We start from the raw sequence: 24,178 nt of genomic DNA, 5'->3' as shown, positions 1-24,178 counted from the left end.
TTACTCCGTTGCGGGCAGGTCGTCGGCGGACGCCAGCCACAGGTAGAAATCGGGATTCTCGTCCAGCGAGGCCAGCGCGGTGCTGCTGTCGTAGGCGGCCGCTTCGGGGGCGGGCAGGCCTGCGACCGCGGGTACGGTGGCGGGCGGCGCCGCTGACTGCGGGGTGCGCTGCAACTGCAGGCCGATCGCGAGCGCGAACACCGCCGCGCAGCCGCTGGCCAGGGCCCAGCCCATACCGCGGCGCGGCGCGCGCACGTCGGCGTTCGCGGCGTGTCGGGCCAGGCGCAATCGGGCGCGGGTGGGCGCCGATATTTCGCCCAGCGCGCGCCGGTGCAGGGCGCGTGCGGCCTCGTCGAAGGCGCGGTCGCCGTCGGCCGTGGGGTCGGCGCCGTAGCGCGGGTCGTTGTGGTTCATCGCCAGTCCTCCAATTGCCGCTGCAGCGCTTCGCGCGCGCGCGACAGATGCGTCTTCACCGCGCCTTCGCTACAGCCCATCGCCTGCGCGGTCGTGGCGACGTCGAGTTCTTCCAGTATTCGCAAGCTGAAGGCCTCGCGCTGTCGGCGCGGCAGCTTGCCCAGGGCGTCGGCCAGACGCGCATAAGCCTCGCGTCCGTCGTGGGTGCGGGCCGGATCGGGGCCGTCGTCGGCCCAGTCGATCGGCGCTTCGTCCTCGCGCACGCCCGGCATCAGCCAGCGCAGGCGGAATGCGCGCCGGCGCTGCACATCGACGATGCGGCTGCGCAGGATGCTCCAGAACAGCGGGGTCCATTCCGCGGCCGGGCGCTCGCGATAGCCGAGCATCTTCATCATCGCGTCCTGCACTGCGTCCAGCGCGTCGTCGCGCTGGCGCAGGCCGAGTTCGGCGAAACGGAACGCGCGCGTGCCGATGCCGGCGAGGAATTCCTCCAGCGTCTCGGGGCTGCGCTCGGCCGCGCCCAGGGCGGGCGCGACCAGGGCCAGGTCGTCGGCTTCGGCGGACACGAGTTGCAGCATACGGCTCAAGGCTTAATGCCGGCGGTCCCAGCGGCGGTCGTAACGCTCGCCGCGACGTTCCCAGTGCGCCTGGGCGAGGTCGCCGCGACGGTCCAGGCGCGCTTCGACGCGCTCGCCATGGCGGTCGACGCGGGCGGCGGCGCGGGCATGGCCGTGCGCGGCCAGGGCATCCGCGCGACGGTCGCTGCGGGCCTCGATGCGGTCCCCGCGCCGGTCCAGGCGGTGGTCGATGCGCTCGCCGTGGCGCTCCATGCGGTGCTCGACCCGGTCGCCGCGGTCGCCGGCGACGGCGGTGCCGGCCAGTCCCAAGGCGGCCAGACAGGCCAGGACGGCCAGATAAGGTGTGGTTTTCATGCGGCTCTCCTCGTCGTGGATGCGTTTGAACCCTTGCGAGGAGACAAACGCCCGATCGCCGTCACGGTTGACAGCGCTGGCGCCGGGTTCATGGAACGTTATGATGCGGGAGACATCGCAAGGGGAAGGCAAAGATGGGCGACGGGTTCGTGGCGCTGTACATCTTCATGCTGGCGGCGATCGCCGGCCACGTGATCATCTCGCGGGTGCCGGTGATCCTGCACACACCGCTGATGTCCGGCTCCAACTTCATCCACGGCATCGTCCTGATCGGCGCGATGGTGGTCCTGGGCCACGCCGACACCACCCTGGAGAAGGCGATCGGCTTCGTCGCCGTGCTGCTGGGCGCGGGCAACGCGGCCGGCGGCTACGTGGTCACCGAGCGCATGCTGGAGATGTTCAAGGCCAGCAAGAAGCCCGACGCCAAGTCCGGGGGCCAGGCATGAGCGCGCAGGTGCTGCTGGCGTCGGCCAGCTATTTCGTCGCCGCCACCCTGTTCCTGCTGGGCCTGCAACGCATGGCCTCGCCGGTGACCGCGCGCAGCGGCATCCGCTGGGCCGGCATGGGCATGGTGATCGCGACCGCGGCCACCTTCCTGCTGCCCGACCTGCATAACCTGGTGTTGATCGTGCTGGCGCTGGCGATCGGCACCGGTCTGGCCTGGATCTCGGGCAAGAAGGTCGCGATCACCGACATGCCGCAGATGGTCGCGCTGTACAACGGCATGGGCGGCGGTTCGGCGGCGGCGATCGGCGCGGTCGAGCTGCTGCGCTTCGCCAGCCTGCAGACCAGCGATCCGCTGCTGGCGCAGTTGCAGTCCGGCCACGTCGACATGCAGCAGCCCACCGTCACCGTGGTGCTGGCGGTGATCGGCGCGGCGATCGGCGCGGTTTCGCTGTCGGGTTCGATCATCGCCTGGGCCAAGCTCGACGGCCGCCTCGACCGGCGCGTGGTGTTCCCGGGCCAGCAGATCTTCAACGCCGCGGTGGCGCTGGCGCTGGTGGCGCTGGGCGCGATCGTGGTGCTGACCTTGAACGTGCCGGCGATCATCGCTTTCTTCGTGGTCGCCCTGGCCCTGGGCGTGTTGATGACGCTGCCGATCGGCGGCGCCGACATGCCGGTGGTGATCTCGCTGTACAACGCCCTGACCGGTCTGGCGGTGGCCTTCGAAGGCTATGTGCTCGGCAACGAGGCCCTGATCATCGCCGGCACCATGGTCGGCGCGGCCGGCATGCTGCTCACGCGCCTGATGGCCAAGGCCATGAACCGGCCGATCACCGGCGTGCTGTTCTCCAACTTCGGCGGCGGCGGCCAGGCCCAGGAAATCAGCGGCAGCCAGAAGCCGATCGAGGCCGGCGACGTGGCCGCGATGATGGCCTTCGCCGAGCGCGTGGTGATCGTGCCCGGCTACGGCCTGGCGGTGGCGCAGGCCCAGCACAAGATCTGGGAGCTGACCCAGAAGCTCACCGAGCGCGGGGTCAAGGTGAAGTTCGCGATCCATCCGGTCGCCGGACGCATGCCGGGCCACATGAACGTGCTGCTGGCCGAGGCCGGCGTGCCCTACGACATGATCGTCGACATGGACGACATCAACCCGGAATTCCCGAACACCGACGTGTCGCTGGTGATCGGCGCCAACGACGTGGTCAATCCGGTGGCCAAGACCGATCCGGCTTCGCCGATCTACGGCATGCCGATCCTGGATGTGGTCAATTCCAAGAACACCGTGGTCATCAAGCGCGGCAAGGGCACCGGTTTCGCCGGCATCGAAAACGCCCTGTTCTACGCCGACAACACCCGCATGCTGTTCGGCGACGGCGCCGAGATGGCCAGCGCGCTGGTGTCGGAGTTGAAGGCGCTGGACGGCGGGCACTAGCCGCCGTTTCCGTCGCACGCTAGGAATGGAGCGCGCCATGTGGCCGTTCAAGAAGAAGTCGCCGCCGCCCGCGGATGGCGACGCCAAGTTGGCGGCGTTCGCGCCGCTGGTGCTGGCCTCGGACCAGGTGATGGGGCCGCAGCGGCTGCCGGTGTGCTACGCCTATCGCTCGAAACCCAACAATCCGCACGACTCGGGTTGGATATTCCAAAGCGGTAGCGAAACTCAAGCGTGGCTGGACGCGAATCCGCCGAAGATCTGCCCGATGGAAAGCTTCATCCGCATGGACGAAAGCTTGCTGGACATCGTCCGTGCCGAAGTGGGCAGCGCCTGGGAGCGCGATTCGGCGCAATCGCCGTGGCGGCGCATCGAAGGCTTCCGGCGCCGGGACTGATGCGCGGCGCGCGGATCAGGACGGGCGGCGCACGCGCAGCGTCAGCCCCTTGAGGAAGTTGCGCAGCAGCTGATCGCCGCAGGCGCGGTAGTTCTTGTGATCGGGCTGGCGGAACAGCGCGCTCAGTTCCGGCTTGGAGACCGGGAAGCCGGCGTCGGCGAAGGCCTGGTGCATGTCGACGTCCTTGAGCTCGAAGGCCACGCGCAGCTTCTTCAGCACCAGGTTGTTGCTGACGCGCTTCTCGAACGGGCGCGGTGGCAGGCTCTCGTCGCGGCCGCGGTAGTGATAGACCAGTCCGTCCAGGAAGCGCGCGAGCACCGCGTCGCTGCATTCGGCGTAGCCCTCGTCCTCATCCTTCTTGAGGAAGGCCTGGACCTGCGCCTTGTCTAGCGCGAAATCCGGGTCCGCCTGCTGGACCAGTTCCACGACCTTGTTGTCGCTGAGGTCGAGCATGTAGCGGATGCTGCGCAATACGTCGTTGGTGATCATCGCCTGTCCTGCCTGGGCGGGCCGGTCGTACCGGTTCCGCGAAGCGGCGATTTTCGCACGCGCGCGCGTACGGGCGCGTCGCTATCGGTCGGCAACGCGCGCGCGGGCCTCAGGAAGCGGCAGCCGTCCCTGGCCGCCGTCGGGGAAGGCGAGGGGCAGGCCTCAGTCCTGGAGCTCGCTGAAAACGTAACCCTGGGCCTTGCGGTGCTCGTGGCAGGCCGCGCAGCCGGCGCGCTGGGGCTGGCTGAGGCGATCCTGGGATGCGCCGGCCGCGAACTCGGCATAGCCCCAGCCGCCGGTGGCGGCGTAGCGGCGCGCGTCCTTGACCATCACATCGACGTGGCGGCGCGGGCCCTGGTCGATGCTGCCGTCGGGCGTGGTGCGGGTTTCGAACAGGTCGTAGGCCAGCACCGAGCCGTCGGCGAACTCGCCCTTGCGGTAGCCGGCCAGCGCGGTCTCGTTGGCGTAGATGTGGTGCAGGCCGCCGTAGCTGGCGAAGGCGGGGTGGCCGGCGGGGATCAGGCCGCTTTTGACATGGGTCCAGCGCGTATAGCCCTGCGGAAGGCCGATCGGCGCCTGCGCCTCGGGTTCGGGCGCGGCGTGGCCGGCCGGCATCGCCAGCATCGAGGCGAATGCGCCGACGCAGGCCAGGACGGCGGCGATCGCCAGGCGCGGGCGCAGGGTCGGGGTCTCAGCGCGCATCGGCGGCGTAGCCCGAGGGGTGCGCGCGATCGCCGGCGACGAAGCCGCGGCGCAGGATCAGCGCGATCGGCAAGCCGACCAGCACGGCGTGGGCGACGATGCTGCACCCGATCCACAAAGCGCCGCCGCCACCGCCGCCGCCGGGCACCGCCGACAGCGGCACCACCACGTAGGTCATCAGGGCGTACAGCAGCAGGCCGTAGAGCAGGCCGTAGCGCACGGGGTGCGCGGTCAGCGCCGGCCAGCGCCGCGCGACCAGGGCGTAGGCGGCGGCCATGCCGGTGGCGATCACGTAGTGCAGGAACAGCCCCAGCGCGGCCGCGCCGTTGCCGCCCGCGAAGGCGTCCTTGCCGAGCACGCCGGCGGCGATGCTCTGGCCGATGCGCTGCGGCGGCACGCCCTTCAGGCCCCAGAAGCTGGTCGCGTAGACGATGTCCAGGGTGCCGGCGACCAGGCCCGCGGCGAGGACGTAGAGCAGCAGGGTGCGGGCGGTGGGGAAGGCGGAGCGGGGCATGCGGTGGTCCTCGTCGGTGCGGTAGGGGCGGTACGGGGCTGGCGATGCGAAAAGGGGGGGGGCTACGCCGGGTCAGGCCGCCTGCGATTGCGCGCATTCGAGCCGGCGCGCTTCGGTCGCGGTCAGGCCGAAGGAGTGCTTGAAGGCGCGGCAGAACGCGCTCTGGCTTTCGAAGCCCAGGGCCTCGGTGATCTCGCATACCGGCATGCGGGTTTCGCGGACCATGCGCCAGGCGCGGTCCGAGCGCAGGCGCGCGGCGTACTCGGTCGGGGTCTCGTCGAACACGTCGCGATAGATCCGGATCAGGTGGCAGGGCGAGTAGCTGGCGCTGCGCGCGAGCCGCGCCAGATCCAGGCGCGCGTCGGGGTGGCGGCGGATCAGGTGCTGCACGCGCAGCAGCCGCAGCAGGGTCTGCTGGCGCCGGCGCAGGGTGCGTCCGCTGCAGCGCTGCAGGCGCTGGTGCAGGTCGCGCTGCTGGTCGACCAGCGCCGCGCACAGCGCCTCCAGCAGCGGCTCGATATCGACCTCGACGTCGCGCGTGCGGCGCGCTAGGCGCACGGTCAGGCGGCGCAGGTCGCGGCCGGCCGGGCCTTCCCAGGGAAACAAGTCCGCGCCGCCAGCGTCGCCGCTGACCTCGTCGCCGTGCTGGTTGCGCAGGTAGCGCGCCCAGGCCGCGTGCGAGCCGGCCAGAGCCAGCCAACCGCAGGGCTGGCGCGCGCTGCAGCGCAGCGGGCCTTCGCGCCAGACCTGGGCGTGGCCGGCGTCGATCTCCCACGCGCTGTCCTGGGCCTCGCAGCGCAGGCGGCCCGACAACGGCAGGCAGAACGAAATCCATTGCCCGGGCAGCTCCACCTGCGCGCCGCGCGCGGAGGCGCGGATCAGGTGCAGTTCGTCGCCGCCGCGGGCGCTGAGATCGAGATTCTCGGCGAATCGTAGGGGGTGATAGCGCAGGTTCACGGGGGGCTCTCGCGATTCGATGGCGCGTCCGGCGCCGTTGTGTCCACCCTACCCAGCGTCGCGCGCGGACTGGAGGACCAATTGTTTCGAATGCGATGGAGCCAATCGGGCCCGCGTGCGTGGGTCCGAAAAAAGAGCCCGGGAAGATCCCGGGCATGCCTGCGGACGGTGGGTGCGCTGTGCCGTGGTTTCCTGCGTGCCGGACGAGCGTCGACCTTGCTTCGGAGAGAGAGATGAGGCACCGCTGACGCCGCAAATATTGGTCCGGTCACCGCGTCGACGCTGTTCCGCGCGCGCAGGCCAGAATCGACGCGCGTAGGCGTTCGGCTATGCACAAGACGCGAAAAAAAGCGGCCCCTCGCGGGGCCGCCTGGGTTACGCATCGATTACGCGGATCAGAACTTCTGGGTGTAGCGGAAGTAGATGAAGCGCCCCGGCACCTCGTAGGCCGAGTCGAAGCTGTTGGCGAAGGCCTGCGCCGAGAACGGCGGATTCTTGTCGAAGACGTTGTTCACGCCGATGGTGACCTTGGAATTCCAGGGCGTGTTCCAGTACACGCTGGCGTCGTGGTAGGTGGTGGCGCCGATCTTGTTCTCGGCCTCGGCTACCGCCTGCAGCGTGTCGCCGCCGGCCGGGCCGTCCCAGACGCCGTTGTTGTTGAGGTCCACCGGCACCGAGATCATGCGGTCCGGGTCGCTGCACAGGTCGTTGAAGCCGTTGTCGACCAGCACCTGGCAGCGTTCGTCCTGATGCGAGAAGTAGCGCAGGTTCCAGGTCGCGCCGAAATCGCCCTTCTCCCAGCGCACCATCAGATTGGAACGGATGCGCCAGCTGTTGCTGCCGGTGATGTATTCGCCGGGTTCGTTGGCGGCCTCGTCGATCGGCCAGTCCTCGATGCGCTGGCCGATCCGCGGCACGCCTTCCAGGCGTTCGCCGAACACGCCGTCGTCGTCGAAATCCACCTCTGCCTTGGCCACGTAGCTGCTGTCCCAGTTGAAGCTGAAGCGGCCCCAGCGGGTCTCGGGCAACTTGTAGTTCACGGTCAGGTCGTAGCCCTGGGTGCGCAGGCCGCCGATGTTGGTCGGTTGCGAGAGCAGGTTGGAGATCGCGCCGCCGGGCGCGCGGGTGTAATTGCAGAAGCGCTGCACGTTGCCGACGATGCATTCGTCGAGGATGAACTGGCCGGTCGGCGCGACCAGGGCGTTGTCGATGTCGATCTTCCACCAGTCCAGGGTCACGTCGAAGCCTTCCAGCCAGGACGGGCTGTAGACGAAGCCCAGGGTGGTGGATTCGCTGCTCTCCGGCTCCAGCAACGGGTTGCCGCTGACGTTGATGCGGATCTGCGGATTGCCCTGGTCGTAGCCGCCGTTGGGCACGCCCTGGCCGATGCAGCGCGCCTGCGCGGCGGCCGAAAGGTTGGGGAAGCGCGACAGGTCGCAGGGGTCGCTGATGGTCGGGAAGGCGTCGGCGGTGCCGGCGAACAGTTCGACGATGGCCGGGGCGCGGAAGCCTTCGGACCAGTTGCCGCGGATCATCAGGTCGTCGAACGGCTTCCAGCGGAAACCGAACTTGCTGTTGAGGGTGTCGCCGACGTTGCTGTAGTCCGAATAGCGCGTGGCGATCGAGAAATCCAGCAGCTTGGCGAACGGCATGTCGGCCAGCACCGGCACCGCCAGTTCCAGGTAGGCCTCGTCCAGCGAATAGCCGCCGGAGATCGGCGCGGCCGCGTTGCCGGTGGTGTTGCCGGAGGCGATCAGCGCATCGGGCTGGAAGTAGCCGCTTTCGGCGCGGTGTTCCAGGCCGAACGAGAACGCCAGCGGGCCGGCCGGCAGATCGAACAGGTCGCCGCCGATGTTGGCGTAGTAGGTCTTCTGCTTGAATCCGACCGAGTCGTGGGCGACGAAGCTGGAGTAGGCCAGCATCTCGGGCGTGATCGAGCCGGCCGCGCCGAGCAGGTTCAAGGGCACGCAGCCCAGGATGATCGAGGTCGGATCGCCGGGGTTGCTCACGCAGATCGGCCGGCCGGTGGTGGAGCGTCCGGCGACGGTGTCGATCATCGACGGGCCCAGCGCGTTGCGCAGCGCGAGCAGGTTGAACAGGCCGTCGGTGACGGTGTTCTGCTTGTTCTCGCCGTAGTAGTAGCCGGCTTCCCAGTCGTAGGGCTTGTCGGCGAAGTTCAGCGTGCCCTCGAAGCCGAGATTGGCCGCGAAGGTGTCGATGTCCTGACGGAACGAGCGACCGCCGGTCTCGACCGCGCGGCGCTGGATGCGCGAGACGGTGGTGCCGAACGGGTTGTACATGCTGTCCGGGCTGATGGTGACGGTCTTGGGCTGCAGACCCGCGCCCGGGCCGCTGCCCAGCACGATCGGCATGGCCGCCAGCAACTGCTCCGAGCGGCGGTTGTTGTAGGTCATGGTGGTGCGGAAACGCAGGTTCTCGCTGATGTCGAGCGAGCCGGAGGCGAACACCGAACGCCGCTCCTGCGGCGTGAGCAGGTAGTTGTCGGGGGCGAAGTTGTAGACGTCGTTGCCGGTGCGGTTGCGCCAGTTCGCGCCGGATTGGCCGTCGTTGTAGGTGAACTGGCCCACCGAACCGTCGGGACGGGTCTCGGCCACCGAGCAGGTGCCGAAGATCGGGTCGAAGGTGCCGTTGCACAGGGCGAAGCGGCCGTTGGGCACGGTCGAGCTGCCGAAGAAATTGCCGGTGCCGGCGACCGGCTCCTTGGAGATCTTGCGGTCGCCGGCCAGCACCGGCTCTTCCTTGACGTAGGCCAAGCCGAACATCGCGGTCCAGCGGTCGGACGCGGCGCCGATGGTGAAATCGACCGCTTCGCGGAATCCGTCGCCATCGGAGTAGGTGCCGACATAGGCGTTGGCTTCGGCGCCTTCGTAGTTCTGGCGCAGGATCACGTTGACCACGCCGGCGATCGCGTCCGAACCGTAGATGGTCGAGGCGCCGTCCTTCAGCACTTCGATGCGTTCGACCGCGGCGGTCGGGATGGTGTTCAGATCGACCACGCCGCCCAGGCCGGCGCCGCCGACCCAGCGCCGCCCGTTAACCAGCACCAGGGTGCGGTTGGGGCCCAGGTTGCGCAGGTCGACCTGGGTCTGGCCGTCGCCGCCGTTGTTGACGGTGCTGTTGGGGGCGGAACCGTTGGCGGTGATGTTCTGGATCACGTCGCCGACCGAGGTCAGGCCCTGCGAGCTGATGTCGTCGCGGCTGAGGGTGAAGATCGGCTGCGAGGTTTCGATGTCGGTGCGCTTGATGCGCGAACCGGTCACTTCGATGCGATCCAGCGTGGTGGGCTGGGATTCTTCCGCCGCCTGGGCGTGCGCCACGATCGGCAGCGCCGCGGTGGACGCCGCGGCGGTGGCGAACAGCGCTCGTCGGATGGCATGACTGAGGGTGTGCGAGGGCATTGCGTAACTCCGCTGGGTTAGGGCCATGCGTTGGCCGGCTCAGTGAAATTACGAATCCTTAACGATCGGAGTTGCGCGGGCGGCGACTGAAAAGCTATGCCGGACTCGTGCGGTGACTGCGCGGAAGTGACGATTTGTGTTGACGCGCCCATTGGTCATGTTGTGCCGGCATCCTCCGGCCCGATAGATTGGCCGTCGGGCGGATCGCCTACGTCCGCGCACTGGAGCCTTTCGGAAACCCCCATGCATCTGGAGCTAGACGGCCGCGGCCCGCTGCAGACCCAGCTGGTGCGCGCGCTCAAGGACGCCGTGCTGTCGGGCCGGGTAGCGCAGGGTGTGCGCTTTCCGCCCACGCGCGCGCTGGCACAGCAGCTCGCGGTGTCGCGCAATACCGTGCTGGCCGCCTACGAACAGCTGCGCGCCGAAGGCTTCATGCAGGGGCGGGTCGGTTCCGGCAGTTATGTCGCCACCCCGATCACGCCGGCCGCGCCGGTGCCGCGCCCCGCGCAGCGCGGGTTGCCGGAAACCGACTACGTGCGCCGCCTGCGCGCGTGCCACGATCACCCGCGCATGCCCGGGCGCCGCGTCGAGGGCGCGCGCTACAGCTTCCAGTACGGCGTGCCGTTCACCAATCCGCTGCTGACCTCGGCCTGGTCGCGCGCGCTCGCGCATGCGGCGCTGTACACGCCGCCGACCTATCCCACCGCGCACGGCTCGCCGGCGCTGCGCGCCGCCGCCAGCGAATACATCGCCCATCGCCGCGGCGTGATCTGCTCGCCCGAGGACATCATCATCGTCGCCGGCACCCAGCAGGCGATCAGCCTGACCGCGCGCGTGTTGCTGGATCCGGGCGACGCGGCGGTGATCGAGGAGCCGCAGTACTTCGCCTCGCGCGAGGCGCTGTACACGCATGGCGCGCGCCTGGTTCCGGTCGCGATCGATCGCGAAGGCCTGCGCACCGACGATCTGCCGACCGCGCCGCCGCGCCTGATCTGCGTGACGCCCTCGCACCAGTTCCCGACCGGCGCGCTGATGTCGCTGCCGCGCCGCCTGGCCTTGCTGGACTACGCCAATCGCCACGACTGTTGGATCTTCGAGGACGACTACGACGGCGAGTTCCGCTACGACGCCCAGCCGCACGCGGCGCTGCGTTCGCTGGACGAGTCCGGTCGCGTGGTCTACGTCGGCAGCTTCTCCAAGGTGCTGTTCCCCTCGTTGCGTCTGGGCTACGTGGTGGTGCCGCCGTGCCTGCGCGACGATTTCATCTCGGCCAAATGGGTCGACGATTTCGGATCGCCGGGCATCGAGCAGGCCGCGCTGGCCCAGTTCATGGCCGACGGCAGTTTCGAGCGCCACCTGCGCCGCACCGGCAAGACCCTGAAGCAGCGCCGCGAAGCCCTGCTCGAAGGCTTGCGCACGCATGGCGGCGAATTCCTCGAGATCGACGACTCGCACGCGGGCATGCACTTGCTGGTGTGGCTGCGCGGCCGCGATGCGGCCCAGGGCGAGGCCTTGATCGCGCATGCGGCGACGCGCGCGCTGGGCCTGTATTCGATCGCGCCGTATTACTTGAACGCGCCGGACCGCGCTGGCTTGCTGATGGGCTTCGGCGCGATGTCGGTGGCGGAGATCGGCGAGGCCACCAAACTGTTCGGCGAGTGCCTGCGCGAGACCGCGCCCTGAGCCAGCGGGCAGGGCGCGGGACGGGTGCGGTTCAATCCAGGCCGGTGCGCGCGTCGCCGAGATGCTGCAGGCACAGTCGCGCGTAGTCCGCGCGCCACTGCGTCGGCGAGAACGCGTGGCGTTCCTGGAAAGCGGTGGTTTCCGCATGCATCGCGTAGGCGTAGTTGTGCGACAGCCGCAGCGCGTGCAGGGCTTGGCCGCGTTCGAAGTAGGCGTCGATGCACGCGCGCAGCACGGCGTAGTCCGGGTTGTGCTTGCTGCCGCCGAACGCGAGCGCGAGTTCGGCGCTGGCGCGCACCAGCGGGTCGTCGCGCAAGGCGCTGGCCGCGCCCAGGGTTTGCAGCATGCGCAATGCGCCGTCGGCCACCCGACCGAACGACCAGTTGGCCAATACGGCGTTCAAGGCCGCCTCGACCGCGGCATCGGTCAGGCCGAGTCTGCGCCGCTGCCCGGCCAGGGCGAACCAATAGACGCTGACGTCGGGCACCGACGCGCAGGCGGCTTCGAGCTCCAGGATCGCGGCGTCCACGCGGCCCGCCGCCATCGCCACGCGAGCACGCGCGTAGCAATGCGGGCCGAAGCCCGGGTCTTCGACCTCGTGGTCGCCGCGTTCGCCGTTATTGAGGGCCAGCCATTCGACGAACCGGGCGGTGGAGGAGTAGGACGGCTGCAAGGTCCCTTCGTCGTGGTACATCTCGCAGACGATGGGCTCGGCCTGTTCGCGCCCCAGCGGCCAGTAGCAACCGAAGTAGTCGCCGTTGCCCAGCGCCGCGTCCCAGACCGCCATGAAGCCCTGCGCGGGATAGGGGCCGGGCGCGATATCCCGGTCGGCGGCGACGTGTTCGAACGCGGTCGGTGTTCTCATCGATGGCCCAGGTTCCGGCGGCGGATGCGCTGCGCCGGCGTCGCGGATGAGTCCAGTCTGCTCAGCGCGAGGCGAAGAACGCCACCACCAGCCCCAGTGCCAGCCAGGCCCAGTCGGCCGGGCCGTTGGCCAGCTGGGTCAGCAGCCAGGCGTGGTGCACGCCCAGCTTGGGCAGCGAGTCCAGCAGGCCGACGCCCAGCGACAGGCCGATCTGGGTGGAGGCGATGCTCCAGCTGTAGATCAGCACGATCGCGGCCGTGCCCAGCATGCCCATCGCGGCCCGCCCCCATCCGCGCGGCCAGCCGCCCAGGCGCAGCATCCAGGCCAGGTCGATCGCACCGATCACCGCCATCCAGCTGTTCTGGCGCCCGCTGTACAGGCTCAGCAGCAGCCACACGGTGGCGAAGCCCAGGGTGCCCAACAGCAGCAACGACCACGACAAGGTCCACGACAGCGCCGTTCGGGGCGGTGGGGACGCGGCGGCGGGCGGCGCAGGGGTCATCGAGGGCTCGGCGGGCGGGGGAATCCAGCCGCACAGCATAGCCGGCCGCGTGCCCGCGGGCAGTGCCTGAAGTCCGCCTGCCGCCCGGGACGGGCGCGCCGGCGCCGGTTTGGCCACGTCCCGGCGACGCTGCGATCCATCCCGGGGGCCAGGTGCCGCACGAGGCCCTGTTAGACTGCGCGCCTTGTGCCGGAGCGCGGCACCCCAATCTTTCCGGCATGTACTCCCGTAGCAGCGAACCCGTCCGTTTCGAGCGCGATTGCGCCGTCGTCCTTGTGCCGCAGGGCGAGCAGGTGACCCTGCCCGCCGGCAGCGTCGGCTACATCACCCAGGCCCTGGGCGGCAGCTACACCGTCTTCGTCGAAGGCAACCTGTTCCGGATCTCGGGCAAGGACGCCGACGCGATCGGCAAGGAAGCGCCCGAACCGCTGGAACTGCCGGAAGGCGCCGACGACGAGGCGGTCGAACAATTGGTGTGGAAGCAGCTGCGCACCTGTTTCGACCCCGAAATCCCGATCAACGTGGTCGACCTGGGTCTGGTCTACGAAGCCCTGGTCAAGCCGCGCGACGACGGCCAGCGCACCGTCGAGGTGCGCATGACCCTGACCGCGCCGGGCTGCGGCATGGGCGACATCCTGATCGACGACGTGCGCAGCAAGCTGGAAATGATCCCGACCGTGGCCGAGGCCGACGTCGAACTGGTATTCGACCCGCCGTGGGGGCGTCACATGATGTCCGAGGCCGCGCGGCTGGAAACCGGCATGTTCTGAGCAGGCGGCATGCCCCGCAGCGGGTATGCCCCTTATGGCCACACTTTCTGTGTACGCCAAAATATCCGATTAAGAAAATGCAGCGGGGTTCACGGTTTGCGCCGGTTGGAACCGTTTTTAGCGCATGGACTCGGCTGGTCCGCCTACCTAGGTTGTTGATCGCGGCCACGCAAACGCAGCGGTCGTGAATCCCGTTGTGCCTACGCGTCCAGCACGCTGTGCGACGCGCAGGCATGACGGTTACCTGCCGCGAAACGCGGCCTTCGAAACAACCGGGTGTAAAGAACGTAGCTGCCGTGAAGGCGCTGCCGGCATCCGCCTTGGAGGCGGATCCGTAGCGTACTGCTGTCCGGTGCAAGGCCGAGGCCCGCTGCGATGCGGCGCATCGGCGCGCGTGGAGCGGGACGCCGCTCGTCGCAGATGCACCGTCGGCGCAATTCGCCGCTGCGGATCGGGCCCGCTCACTACAAGGACATGTGAATGAATCGTCGTATCTTGTCGGTAACCATCGGTGCCTCGCTCGTATGCGCCGCGCTTCCGGGGTTGGCCGCGGAATTGTTGACGGTCGACAGGCCGGTCGAAGGCCGTTACATCGTCGTGCTGAAGGAGCCGGTCGCCGGCTCGTCGGCGCGCAGCGCCACCGGCGTGACCATGGCGCAGGTGCCTTCGGTCGCGCGCAGCATGGCCACCCAGCATCGCGCCAAGCTGCTGCGCAGCTACCAGCACGTGCTGCGCGGCTTCGTGGTCGATGCCGACGACGCAGCGCTGGCGCAGCTGTTGAAGGATCCGCGCGTGGCCTATGTCGAAGAGGATGGCGTGGGCTCGATCTATGCCACCCAGAACAACGCGACCTGGGGCATCGATCGCGTCGATCAGCGCAACCTGCCGCTCAGCACCACCTACACCTACGACACCGACGCCACCGGCGTTCACGCCTACATCCTCGACACCGGCGTGCGCGCGGACCACACCGAATTCAGCGGGCGCATGGGCAACGGCTTCTCGGTCAGACCGGGCGATCCCAGCACCAACGACTGCCATGGTCATGGCACGCATGTGGCCGGTACCGTCGCCGGCACCACCCGGGGCGTGGCCAAGAAGGCCACCGTGCATCCGGTTCGCGTCTTCGACTGCACCGGCAATGCGCTAGTCTCGGAGACTATTGCGGCCATCGACTGGGTGGCGGCCAATCACGTGAAACCCGCGGTGGCCAACATGAGCTTCGGCTACCCCGGTTCCACCGCTATCGATAACTCGATCACCAACCTGATCGACGCCGGTGTGGTGGTCGTGGCTGCGTCGGGCAACAGCAACGACGATGCCTGTACCGGATCGCCGCGACGGGTGCCGCGGGCGCTGACCGTCGCCGCCACCGACCTCAACGACGCGCGCTCGCTTTGGCCTAGCGGCCAGGCGCCCGGCTGGGGCAGTTGCGTGGATCTGTTCGCACCCGGCAGCGATATCGTCTCGGCCGGCATCAGCAGCTCGACCTCCACCGCCACCATGAGCGGCACATCGATGGCCACCCCGCACGTGGCCGGCGTCGTCGCGCTGTACCTGTCCACGCACCCCGCGGCCACGCCGGACGAAGTGCACGCGGCGATCATGAACAACGCCACGCCCGGCAAGGTCACGGGCAACCTGCGTGGATCGCCGAACTTCCTGCTGCACAGCCTGTTCTCCGCCGGCCCCGGCAACCAGGCGCCGGTGGCCAACTTCACCTCCTCGGCCAGCGGCCTGACGGTGAGCTTCACCGACACCTCCACCGACAGCGACGGCAGCATCGCTTCGCGCAGCTGGAACTTCGGCGACGGCGGCACCTCCACCGCGACCAACCCCAGCCGCACCTACGCCGCGGCCGGTACCTACACGGTCACGCTGACGGTCACGGATAACAGCGGCGCCACCAACACCAAGACCTCCACGGTCACGGTCGGCGGCACCGGTGGCACCCAGACCTACAGCAACACCGCCGACGTCAACATTCCCGACAACAACGCCACCGGCGCCAGCAGCACCATCACGGTGTCGGGCCGCAGCGGCAACGCCCCCAGCACCGCCAAGGTGTCGGTCAATGTGCAGCACACGTTCCGTGGCGACCTGATCGTCGATCTGATCGCGCCGGATGGCAGCGTCTACAACCTGTTCAACCGTCCCAACACCAACGACGGCACCGACCACGTGATCATCACCGACCGCGTGGTCAACCTGAGCAGCGAGCCGCTCAACGGCGCCTGGAAGCTGCGCGTGGCCGACCGCGCTCAGTTCGACGTGGGTTACATCAACAGCTGGAGCGTCACGTTCTGATCGGCGCCTAGATCCGAGCGGTCCGCTTCGTTTCGAGACCCCGGCTCAGGCCGGGGTCTCGTTTTTTTTGGGGTTTTCGGCACCCGTGTGCCGGCGATGCCGCGAGTCTTGCTGAGGCGATGCGCCCATCTTGCGGGTCAGCCGGCGCGCGGCCCCGGTTAGGGGCTGGCCGCGTCTGGCCGCTCGCAAGTAAGGGAGGGCGCAGCGCCCGCGCTGCAGCGGAAGATTTTGCGTAATAGAAAATAGCGTTGGGCCATCTGGGGCGCGTCCAATGGCATCCATGGCCGCGTTCGACGGTGCGGCCGCCAGTACCGAAAAATCGCTTCTAGTAGGGTGTTTTCAGGGCAAATCGTTGTGCGGCAGCGATCCGTCGATCCATCGATCGCCCCCGGTTTTCGCCTTGTGACGCATCCCTGCATACAAAGTGTGACTTCTTTGAGTGATGGAAATTTTCAATTTACGAAAATGTGATGAAGGTCGCCTTTACGGCTGCGATTCGCCCTGGTCATCGGGCTTTTCCCTCAGATCGGACTCGTAGTTTGGCCCACGGTCCAGGCATCTCGATGCCTCCGCCCTCGTCCGGCCCGCGAGCGATGCAAGCCTTCAACCCTCGGTCCGGACAGCCATCGCCGCCTCGCGGCCCATTGCGTTTCACATCCGGGGATATGAACACGATGTCGAACTCCAACCGTAATCTGCGCGTACACGTACTGGCCGCGGCGACCGCCTTGGCATTGACCGCGGTCGCCGCGCCGGCCTTCGCCGGCAAGGCCTACATGGGCAGCCTCAAGAGCGACGGCCAGTACCATCGCTTCATCGTCAAATACAAGAACGGCAGCGCGCCGACCACCAGCAGCGCTTCGATGACGAGCTCGCTCAGCGCGGCCGCCGCGCGCACCGTCCTGCCTGCCAGCGCCAAGGGCAAGAAGCTGGGCCTGAAGCATCTGCGTCGCATGTCGCTGGGCGCGGAAGTGGTCAGCAGCGAAGCCGCACTCACCCGCGTGGAAGCCGAGGCGCTGATGCGCCAGATCGCCGCGGACCCGAATGTCGAGTACGTCGAACCGGATATGGTCGTGAAGGCCTTGGTCGTGCCCAACGACGCCCGCTTCGGGGAGCAGTACGACCTCGCCAACAGCGCCGTGGGCATCAACATGCCGACCGCTTGGAACACCAGCAACGGCACTGGCATCGTGGTGGCGGTGGTCGACTCGGGGATCGTGACGCACACCGATCTCAGCGCGAACATTCTTCCCGGCTACGACATGATCAGCACGACGTCGGGCTTGGGTTTCGGCAGCTGCGGATCCAACAGTACCTGCGGCGCGTCCCAGGACGGCAACGGCCGCGATACGGATCCCACCGATAGCTCGGCAGCGACCACGGGCGTGCATGGCACCCATGTGGCCGGTACGATCGCCGCGCTCACCAACAACGCCACCGGTGTGGCGGGCATCGCTTACGGCGCTAAGGTCGTACCGGTGCGTGTGCTTGGCAAGGACGGCAACGGCTCGCTGGCGGACATCGCCGACGGCATCGTCTGGGCTTCCGGCGGCAGCGTCGCCGGCGCGCCGGCCAACGCCAATCCGGCCGACGTGATCAATCTCTCGCTGGGTGGCGACTTGCCTTGCTCCGAGACGCCGACCTGGCAGGCTGCGGTCAATACGGCCGTCGCCAACGGCTCCATCGTGGTCGCCGCGGCAGGCAACAGCAATATCGACGTGAGCGGTGCCTCGCCGGCCGGCTGCAACAACGTGATCAGCGTGGCCGCGAGCGATCACAACGGCAACCGCTCCTACTTTTCCAGCTACGGCGCGACCATCGACATCACGGCGCCGGGCGGCGAATTGTGTTCGCCGCCGACCGAGTTCCTGCCGCTGGGCACCAACCCGGTAGACAAGTGCACCACCTTCTACGAAACCAACGGAATCTTGTCGACCGTCGGTGGCAATGGCTACGATTTCTACCATGGCACGTCGATGGCGGCGCCGCATGTGTCTGGCGTGATCGCGTTAATGCAGGCCGCTTCGGCTACGCCGAAGACCACCAGCCAGGTCCTCAGCATCCTGGCCAGCACCGCGCGTCCGATCACCGCCGCCAAGTGCCCCGGCGGTTGCGGCCCGGGCCTGATCGATGCGGCGGCGGCCGTGGCCGCGGTCGGCGGCGGCACGCCGGGCAACGTTGCGCCGGTCGCGAACTTCACCTCGTCGGCCAGCGGCCTGACGGTGAGCTTCACCGATACCTCCACCGACAGCGACGGCAGCATCGCCTCGCGCAGCTGGAGCTTCGGCGAYGGCACCAACTCGACCTCGGCCAATCCCAGCAAGACCTACTCGACGGCCGGTACCTACACGGTCAGCCTGACGGTCACGGACAACAGCGGCGCCACCCATACCAAGACCAGCTCGGTCACGGTGTCGTCCTCGTCCAGCAACGTGCGCCAGACCTACACCAACAGCGGCGACTACACCATCGTCGACAACGGTGCGGCGGTGGAAAGCCCGATCACGGTGTCCGGCCGCACCGGCAACGCACCGTCGGATACCTCGCTGGCGGTGAACATCGTGCACACCTACCGCGGCGATCNCGGCCGGTACCTACACGGTCAGCCTGACGGTCACGGACAACAGCGGCGCCACCCATACCAAGACCAGCTCGGTCACGGTGTCGTCCTCGTCCAGCAACGTGCGCCAGACCTACACCAACAGCGGCGACTACACCATCGTCGAYAACGGTGMGGCGGTGGAAAGCCCGATCACGGTGTCCGGCCGCACCGGCAACGCACCGTCGGATACCTCGCTGGCGGTGAACATCGTGCACACCTACCGCGGCGATCTGGTCATCGATCTGATCGCACCGGACGGTTCGGCCTACAACCTCGCCAATCGCGCCGGCAGTTCCGGTGGCATCAACAAGACCATCACTGTGAGCAACCTGACCAGCGAAGCGCTCAACGGCACCTGGAAGCTGCGGGTGCGCGATGCCGCCGCGAACGACGTGGGTTACATCAACAGCTGGAGCATCACGTTCTGATCGATGTTGGATTGGAACATCGCGCTTCGTTTCGAGACCCCGGCTACGGCAGGGGTTTCGTTTTCGATACTCCCGGAAACGGTGTCCAGGATGCTGCGAGCCGTGCGTTANGACCAGCGAAGCGCTCAACGGCACCTGGAAGCTGCGGGTGCGCGATGCCGCCGCGAACGACGTGGGTTACATCAACAGCTGGAGCATCACGTTCTGATCGATGTTGGATTGGAACATCGCGCTTCGTTTCGAGACCCCGGCTACGGCAGGGGTTTCGTTTTCGATACTCCCGGAAACGGTGTCCAGGATGCTGCGAGCCGTGCGTTAGCGCGGCCTCGGCGTAGGTGTGATTCGCTGGTCTATCGCCAGGAAGGACGGGCGCAGCGTCGTCCGTGCGACAGCGAATCTCGAAACGATCATGGGCCATCGCGAAGGCTTCAAGACGCGTTCGGGGGCGCGTTGGGCGATTCGATGGTCGGTTCGAGAAATCGGATCGGGTAGGGTATTTGCAGGGCTAAACGTTGCGTGACGGCGTCTCATCGATGCGTCGCTCAGCCCGGATTTTTGCTTCTCTGCACATCGCTACGCATGAAGTGTGACTTCTTTGAGTAGCCGAATATTTCGACTTTCGAAAACGTGACGCGCAACGCGCTTATCGGCGCAATCCGCTCTGGCCATCGGGCTTTTTCCTCAAATCCGCCTCGTAGTTTGGCCCACGGTCCAGGCATCTCGATGCCTACGCCATCGTCCGGCCCGCGAGCGACGCAATGCTTCCTCGCTCGGTTCGGATAGCCATAGCCGCTTAGCGGCCCATTGCGTTTCACATCCAGGGATACGAAAACGATGTCGAATTCCAATAGCAATCTGCGCGTACATGTACTGGCCGCGGCGACCGCGCTGGCTCTGGCCGCGATAGCCTCGCCGGCCGCTGCCGGCCAGGCCCACTTCGCCGGACTCAAGGCCGGCGGCAGCTACAGCCGCTTCATCGTGAAATACAAGGACGGCTCGTCCCCGGCCGCCAGCAGCGCCGCGTTGAGCACGTCGCTCAGCAACATGGCGGCGCGCACCATCCTGCCGGCCGCTTCCAAGGGCAAGCGCGTCGGCCTGAAGCAAGTGCGTCGCATGCTGATGCCGGGCGCCAGCGTGATCGCCTCCGATCAGGAGCTGAACCACGAAGAGGCCGCGGCGCTGATGCGCCAGATCGCAGCCGATCCGAACGTCCAGTTCGTGCAGGTGGACGGCAAGAAGCGCGCTTTGGCGATCCCCAACGATCCGAACTTCGGCCAGCAGTGGCATTACGCCGATAGCGCCGTCGGTATTCGTGCGCCGACGGCTTGGAACACCAGCACCGGCAGTGGCGTCGTGGTGGCGGTAATCGACAGCGGCATCATGCTGCACAACGATCTCAATGCCAATATCCTGCCCGGCTACGACATGGTCACCTCGACCACCGGTGGTACCCGGCAGCAGTGCGCGGATGTCGGCGCGCTGACAGGTTGCGGCAAGTCGGACGATGGCAACGGTCGCGATGCGGATCCCACCGACAGTTCGGTGGCGGGTACGGGCGCCCACGGCACCCACGTGGCCGGTACCATCGCCGCGGTGACCAACAACGGTATCGGCGTCGCAGGTGTGGCGTACGGCGCCAAGGTCGTCCCGATTCGCGTGCTTGGCAATCAGGGCTTCGGCGACGATTCCGACATCGTCGACGCGATCACCTGGGCTTCGGGCGATACCGTCCCCGGTGTTCCTGCAAATGCGAATCCGGCCAAGATCATCAACATGTCGCTGGGTGGGTCGGTGCAAGGTTCCTGCGCCAACGCGGCCCCGGCCTACAAGGCGGCGATCGACAGGGCCATTGCCAAAGGCTCGGTGGTCATCGCAGCCGCGGGCAACGACAACATCGACATCGTCAACGGCAATTTCAAGGGCGTCATCGTCGACAGCGTACCGGCGAGCTGCGGCGGCGTGATCTCGGTCGCCGCCAGTAACAAGAGCGGCTCGCGTTCCAGCTTCTCCAGCTGGGGCGCCACCATCGATATCACCGCGCCCGGTGGCGAGAACGTCAGCGGCGGCGGTGTGCTCTCGACCGTACCGACCAATGCCTACGAAGGCTACGCGGGCACGTCGATGGCGGCTCCGCACGCCTCCGGCGTCGCGGCGCTGATCGTCGCCGCTTCGCCGACGTCCATGACGCCGGTTCAGATCGAGCAGGTATTGGAAGGCACCGCTCGCCCGATCGTTCCCAGCAAGTGCAGCGGCGGTTGCGGTGCGGGCATCATCGACGCGGCGGCGGCCGTGGCCGCGGTCAGCGGCGGCACGCCGGGCAATCAGGCGCCGGTGGCCAACTTCACGTCCTCGGCCAGCGGCCTGACGGTAAGCTTCACCGACACTTCCAGCGACAGCGACGGCAGCATCGCCTCGCGCAGCTGGAGCTTCGGCGACGGCACCAACTCGACCTCGGCTAATCCCAGCAAGACCTATTCGGCGGCGGGCACCTATACGGTCTCGCTGACGGTCACGGATAACGGCGGCGCCAGCAACACCAAGACCTCCACGGTCACGGTGGCCAGCACCGGCGGCACCCAGACCTACAGCAACACCGCCGACGTCAACATTCCCGACAACAACGCCACCGGCGCCAGCAGCACCATCACGGTGTCGGGCCGTACCGGCAACGCCCCCAGCACCGCCAAGGTGTCGGTCAATGTGCAGCACGCGTTCCGTGGCGACCTGATCGTCGATCTGATCGCGCCGGACGGCAGCGTCTACAACTTGTTCAACCGTCCCAATACCACCGACAGCACCGACCACGTGATCATCACCGACCGCGTAGTCAACCTGAGCAGCGAGCCGCTCAACGGTGCCTGGAAGCTGCGCGTGGCCGACCGTGCCCCGCAGGACGTGGGCTACATCAACAGCTGGAGCGTCACGTTCTGATCGGTGCCTAGACCCGAGCAGTGCGCTTGGTTTCGAAACCCCGGCTCAGGCCGGGGTTTCGTTTTTTGAGCCTGCGGGCGTCGGTTGTCCAGGACCTGGGCGTCGCGGCGGGCATCCCGGCCTGGGCGATGCCGGTCTGGGCCTGGAGTCGGCTTGGGCGTTCGTCGCGCCATCTCGCAGCGGCTTTTTTTTCGTATCAGAAAATGTCGATGGACCCTCACGGCGGCTCCGAAGCGCGTTTCGGAGCCGCTTTCGGCTATCCGCGGCCAGTCCCGGAAACTCGCCGAAGGTAGGGTATTTGCAGGAGAAATCGTTGCGTGACGGCGGTCCGTCGATGCGCCGGCCACCCTCGATTTTCGTTTCCTGGGCCATCGCTACGCACGAAGTGTGACTTCTTTGAGCAGCAAAAAATTTCAATTTACGAAAATGTGACGAGCGCCACATTTGCGGCCGAAATTCGTCCTGGTCGTCAGGCGTTTCCCTCAGATCCGCCTCGTAGCTTGGCCCACGGCCCTGGCATCTCGATGCCTCCGCCATGGTCCAGCCCGCGAGCGATGCAGGTTCCCGCTCCTGGTTCGGACCGCCATAGCCGCCTAGCGGCCCATTGCGTTTCACATCTGGGGATATGAAAACGATGTCGAATACCAACAGCAAACTGCGCGTACACGTACTGGCGGCCGCGACGGCCGTGGCGCTGGCCGCATTGGCCGCGCCCGCCTTCGCAGGCCAAGCCTATGTCGCCGACCTCAAGGCCGACGGCCAGTACGGTCGTTTCATGATCAAGTACAAGAACAGCAGCGCGCCGACCACCAGCACCGCCGCGCTCGCCTCCTCTTTGAACACTGCGGCGTCGCGCACCCTGATGCCGGCCGGCTCCAAGGGCAAGCGCGTGGGCCTGAAGCATCTGCGCCGCATGGCGCTTGGCGCCGATGTCATCACCAGCGACACCGCTTTGAACGGCGATGAAGCCGCTGCGCTGATCCGCCAGCTCGCCGCCGACCCGAACGTGGAGTGGGTGCAGTCCGACTTCGTCGTACACGCGTTGGCGGTGCCGAACGATCCGCTGTACTCCAGCCAATGGCACTACGCCGACAATGCCGTCGGTATCCGCGCTCCGGTGGCCTGGAACACCAGCACCGGCACGGGCGTGGTGGTGGCCGTGATCGACAGCGGCATCCTGCCGCATGAAGATCTGGACGCCAATATCCTGCCGGGCTACGACATGATCAGCTCGACCACGGGGCTGGGATTCGCCAGCTGCGGAAGCACCAGCACCTGCGGCGCATCCGAGGACGGCAACGGTCGCGATTCAGACCCTAACGATGCCTCCAATATCGTGCACGGCACGCATGTGGCCGGCACTGTCGCCGCCGTGGCCAACAATAACCGTGGCTTGGTCGGCGTGGCTTACAACGCCAAGGTGGTTCCGATTCGGGTGTTGGGCAAGGATGGCAGTGGCGGTGGTTCGGACATCATCGATGCCATCACCTGGGCCTCCGGCGGCACCGTGTCGGGTGTGCCGGCCAATGCCAACCCCGCTGAAGTGATCAATCTGTCCCTGGGCGGCACGCGCGCCTGCGGCCCGGCCGAGCAAGCCGCCATCAACGCCGCGGTGGCCCGAGGCTCGGTGGTAATCGCCGCCGCGGGCAACTTCAACAACGACGTCGCCAACAACGCGCCGGCCAGCTGCAACAACGTGATCAGCGTTGCGGCCAGCGATCCCGGCGGTCGCCGCAGCTATTACTCGAGTTACGGCGCCAGCATCGACGTGACCGCGCCGGGCGGCGAAGTTTGCTCGCCGTCGACGGAACATTTGCCGCTTGGGCAGAACCCTAGGGGCGCATGCGTACAGCCGGTCGTCGTCAACTCCGCCAATGCCGTGTGGTCGACGATCGAGGGCAACGGCTATGCCGGCGACGATTGGCAGGGCACGTCCATGGCGGCACCGCATGTGGCCGGTGTGGCTGCGCTGATTCAGGCGGCCTCCGCAACGCCGAAGACGCCGGCGCAGATCGAGCAGATCCTGGAAAGCACGGCGCGTCCGATCGCGGCGGCGAACTGCCCGGGCGGTTGCGGCGCGGGCCTGATCGATGCGGCGGCGGCCGTGGCCGCGGTCGGCGGCGGCACGCCGAGCAATCAAGCGCCGGTGGCCAACTTCACGTCCTCGGCCAGCGGCCTGACGGTGAGCTTCACCGATACCTCCACCGACAGCGACGGCAGCATCGCCTCGCGCAGCTGGAGCTTCGGCGACGGCACCAACTCGACCTCGGCCAATCCCAGCAAGACCTACTCGGCGGCCGGTACCTACACGGTCAGCCTGACGGTCACGGACAACAGCGGCGCCACCCATACCAAGACCAGCTCGGTCACGGTGTCGTCCTCGTCCAGCAACG

General features: G+C 67.5%; 18 protein-coding genes and 1 pseudogene. 9 read left to right on the top strand and 10 right to left on the bottom strand.

The features are described 5' to 3' along the window. The 3 genes from ASD69_RS18690 to ASD69_RS18680 are packed head-to-tail and all read right to left on the bottom strand — an operon-like array spanning nucleotide 1 to nucleotide 1,346. A complete protein-coding gene (locus ASD69_RS18690; protein ID WP_056182044.1) occupies nucleotides 1–414 on the bottom strand; it encodes a hypothetical protein in 414 nt (137 codons plus the stop codon). Next, nucleotides 411–992: an RNA polymerase sigma factor gene (locus ASD69_RS18685; protein ID WP_082576636.1), complete on the bottom strand. Its 582-nt coding sequence runs from the start codon at nucleotides 990–992 to the stop codon at nucleotides 411–413. The genes ASD69_RS18690 and ASD69_RS18685 overlap by 4 nt, the downstream gene beginning before the upstream one ends. A 12-nt stretch (nucleotides 993–1,004) precedes the next feature. After that, nucleotides 1,005–1,346: a hypothetical protein gene (locus tag ASD69_RS18680; RefSeq protein ID WP_056182041.1), complete on the bottom strand. Its 342-nt coding sequence runs from the start codon at nucleotides 1,344–1,346 to the stop codon at nucleotides 1,005–1,007. A 134-nt stretch (nucleotides 1,347–1,480) separates the two neighbouring features. Here ASD69_RS18680 and ASD69_RS18675 point away from each other — a divergent pair, with 134 nt between their 5' ends. From ASD69_RS18675 to ASD69_RS18665, 3 genes are read left to right on the top strand one after another with little or no spacing between them, the layout of a single operon-like run. Further along, nucleotides 1,481–1,792 carry an NAD(P) transhydrogenase subunit alpha gene (locus tag ASD69_RS18675; protein ID WP_056182038.1) on the top strand — a complete coding sequence of 104 codons (312 nt, stop codon included), beginning with the start codon at nucleotides 1,481–1,483 and terminating at the stop codon, nucleotides 1,790–1,792. Next, complete coding sequence (locus ASD69_RS18670; protein ID WP_056182034.1) at nucleotides 1,789–3,222, top strand: NAD(P)(+) transhydrogenase (Re/Si-specific) subunit beta; 1,434 nt, start codon at nucleotides 1,789–1,791, stop codon at nucleotides 3,220–3,222. Before ASD69_RS18675 ends, ASD69_RS18670 begins: the two co-directional genes overlap by 4 nt. 37 nt (nucleotides 3,223–3,259) lie before the next feature. Continuing rightward, nucleotides 3,260–3,616, top strand: a complete 357-nt coding sequence (locus ASD69_RS18665) for a DUF2185 domain-containing protein (RefSeq protein WP_162250677.1) — start codon at nucleotides 3,260–3,262, stop codon at nucleotides 3,614–3,616. Nucleotides 3,617–3,631: 15 nt separating this feature from the next. Here ASD69_RS18665 and ASD69_RS18660 read toward each other — a convergent pair whose 3' ends face one another. The 5 genes from ASD69_RS18660 to ASD69_RS18640 form a co-directional block, all read right to left on the bottom strand. Beyond that, a complete protein-coding gene (locus ASD69_RS18660; protein ID WP_056182027.1) occupies nucleotides 3,632–4,105 on the bottom strand; it encodes a DUF1456 family protein in 474 nt (157 codons plus the stop codon). Between the two features lie 162 nt (nucleotides 4,106–4,267). Further along, nucleotides 4,268–4,807 carry a cytochrome P460 family protein gene (locus ASD69_RS18655; protein ID WP_056182022.1) on the bottom strand — a complete coding sequence of 180 codons (540 nt, stop codon included), beginning with the start codon at nucleotides 4,805–4,807 and terminating at the stop codon, nucleotides 4,268–4,270. After that, entirely contained in the window at nucleotides 4,797–5,321 is a 525-nt protein-coding gene (locus ASD69_RS18650; RefSeq protein ID WP_056182019.1) for a hypothetical protein, read from the bottom strand. Before ASD69_RS18650 ends, ASD69_RS18655 begins: the two co-directional genes overlap by 11 nt. 72 nt (nucleotides 5,322–5,393) lie before the next feature. Continuing rightward, nucleotides 5,394–6,278: an AraC family transcriptional regulator gene (locus tag ASD69_RS18645; RefSeq protein WP_056182016.1), complete on the bottom strand. Its 885-nt coding sequence runs from the start codon at nucleotides 6,276–6,278 to the stop codon at nucleotides 5,394–5,396. Between the two features lie 395 nt (nucleotides 6,279–6,673). Further along, entirely contained in the window at nucleotides 6,674–9,697 is a 3,024-nt protein-coding gene (locus ASD69_RS18640; RefSeq protein ID WP_056182013.1) for a TonB-dependent receptor, read from the bottom strand. A gap of 243 nt (nucleotides 9,698–9,940) precedes the next feature. On the opposite strand from ASD69_RS18640, the gene ASD69_RS18635 reads away from it, so the two are divergent. Next, a complete protein-coding gene (locus ASD69_RS18635) occupies nucleotides 9,941–11,380 on the top strand; it encodes a PLP-dependent aminotransferase family protein (protein WP_056182009.1) in 1,440 nt (479 codons plus the stop codon). Nucleotides 11,381–11,411: 31 nt separating this feature from the next. On the opposite strand, the gene ASD69_RS22115 is transcribed toward ASD69_RS18635, so the two are convergent. Continuing rightward, the gene (locus tag ASD69_RS22115; protein ID WP_157499329.1) at nucleotides 11,412–12,245 is read right to left on the bottom strand and encodes a tetratricopeptide repeat-containing protein; all 834 of its coding nucleotides are present in this window, start codon (nucleotides 12,243–12,245) and stop codon (nucleotides 11,412–11,414) included. Nucleotides 12,246–12,306: 61 nt separating this feature from the next. Next, the gene (locus ASD69_RS18625; protein ID WP_157489578.1) at nucleotides 12,307–12,747 is read right to left on the bottom strand and encodes a hypothetical protein; all 441 of its coding nucleotides are present in this window, start codon (nucleotides 12,745–12,747) and stop codon (nucleotides 12,307–12,309) included. Nucleotides 12,748–12,965: 218 nt separating this feature from the next. On the opposite strand from ASD69_RS18625, the gene sufT reads away from it, so the two are divergent. From sufT to ASD69_RS18585, 5 genes and pseudogenes are all read left to right on the top strand, one after another. Continuing rightward, nucleotides 12,966–13,517 carry a putative Fe-S cluster assembly protein SufT gene (sufT, locus tag ASD69_RS18620; RefSeq protein WP_056182003.1) on the top strand — a complete coding sequence of 184 codons (552 nt, stop codon included), beginning with the start codon at nucleotides 12,966–12,968 and terminating at the stop codon, nucleotides 13,515–13,517. A 480-nt stretch (nucleotides 13,518–13,997) separates the two neighbouring features. After that, nucleotides 13,998–15,824, top strand: coding sequence for a S8 family serine peptidase (locus tag ASD69_RS18615; RefSeq protein WP_082576634.1), 1,827 nt, complete (start codon nucleotides 13,998–14,000; stop codon nucleotides 15,822–15,824). A 470-nt stretch (nucleotides 15,825–16,294) separates the two neighbouring features. Further along, a pseudogene (locus tag ASD69_RS21425) lies at nucleotides 16,295–18,407 on the top strand (S8 family serine peptidase); the annotation flags it as partial. A gap of 1,281 nt (nucleotides 18,408–19,688) precedes the next feature. Further along, a complete protein-coding gene (locus tag ASD69_RS18590) occupies nucleotides 19,689–21,785 on the top strand; it encodes a S8 family serine peptidase (protein ID WP_056181986.1) in 2,097 nt (698 codons plus the stop codon). A gap of 634 nt (nucleotides 21,786–22,419) precedes the next feature. Beyond that, nucleotides 22,420–24,178 (top strand): S8 family serine peptidase (locus tag ASD69_RS18585; protein WP_157499327.1); only part of this gene is annotated, 1,759 nt, incomplete at its 3' end.

The organism is Lysobacter sp. Root604 (assembly GCF_001427505.1).
Taxonomy (GTDB): Bacteria; Pseudomonadota; Gammaproteobacteria; order Xanthomonadales; family Xanthomonadaceae; genus Lysobacter.
The sequence above is the reverse complement of the archived record's forward strand: the minus strand, read 5'-3'. Positions and strand labels throughout refer to the sequence as shown.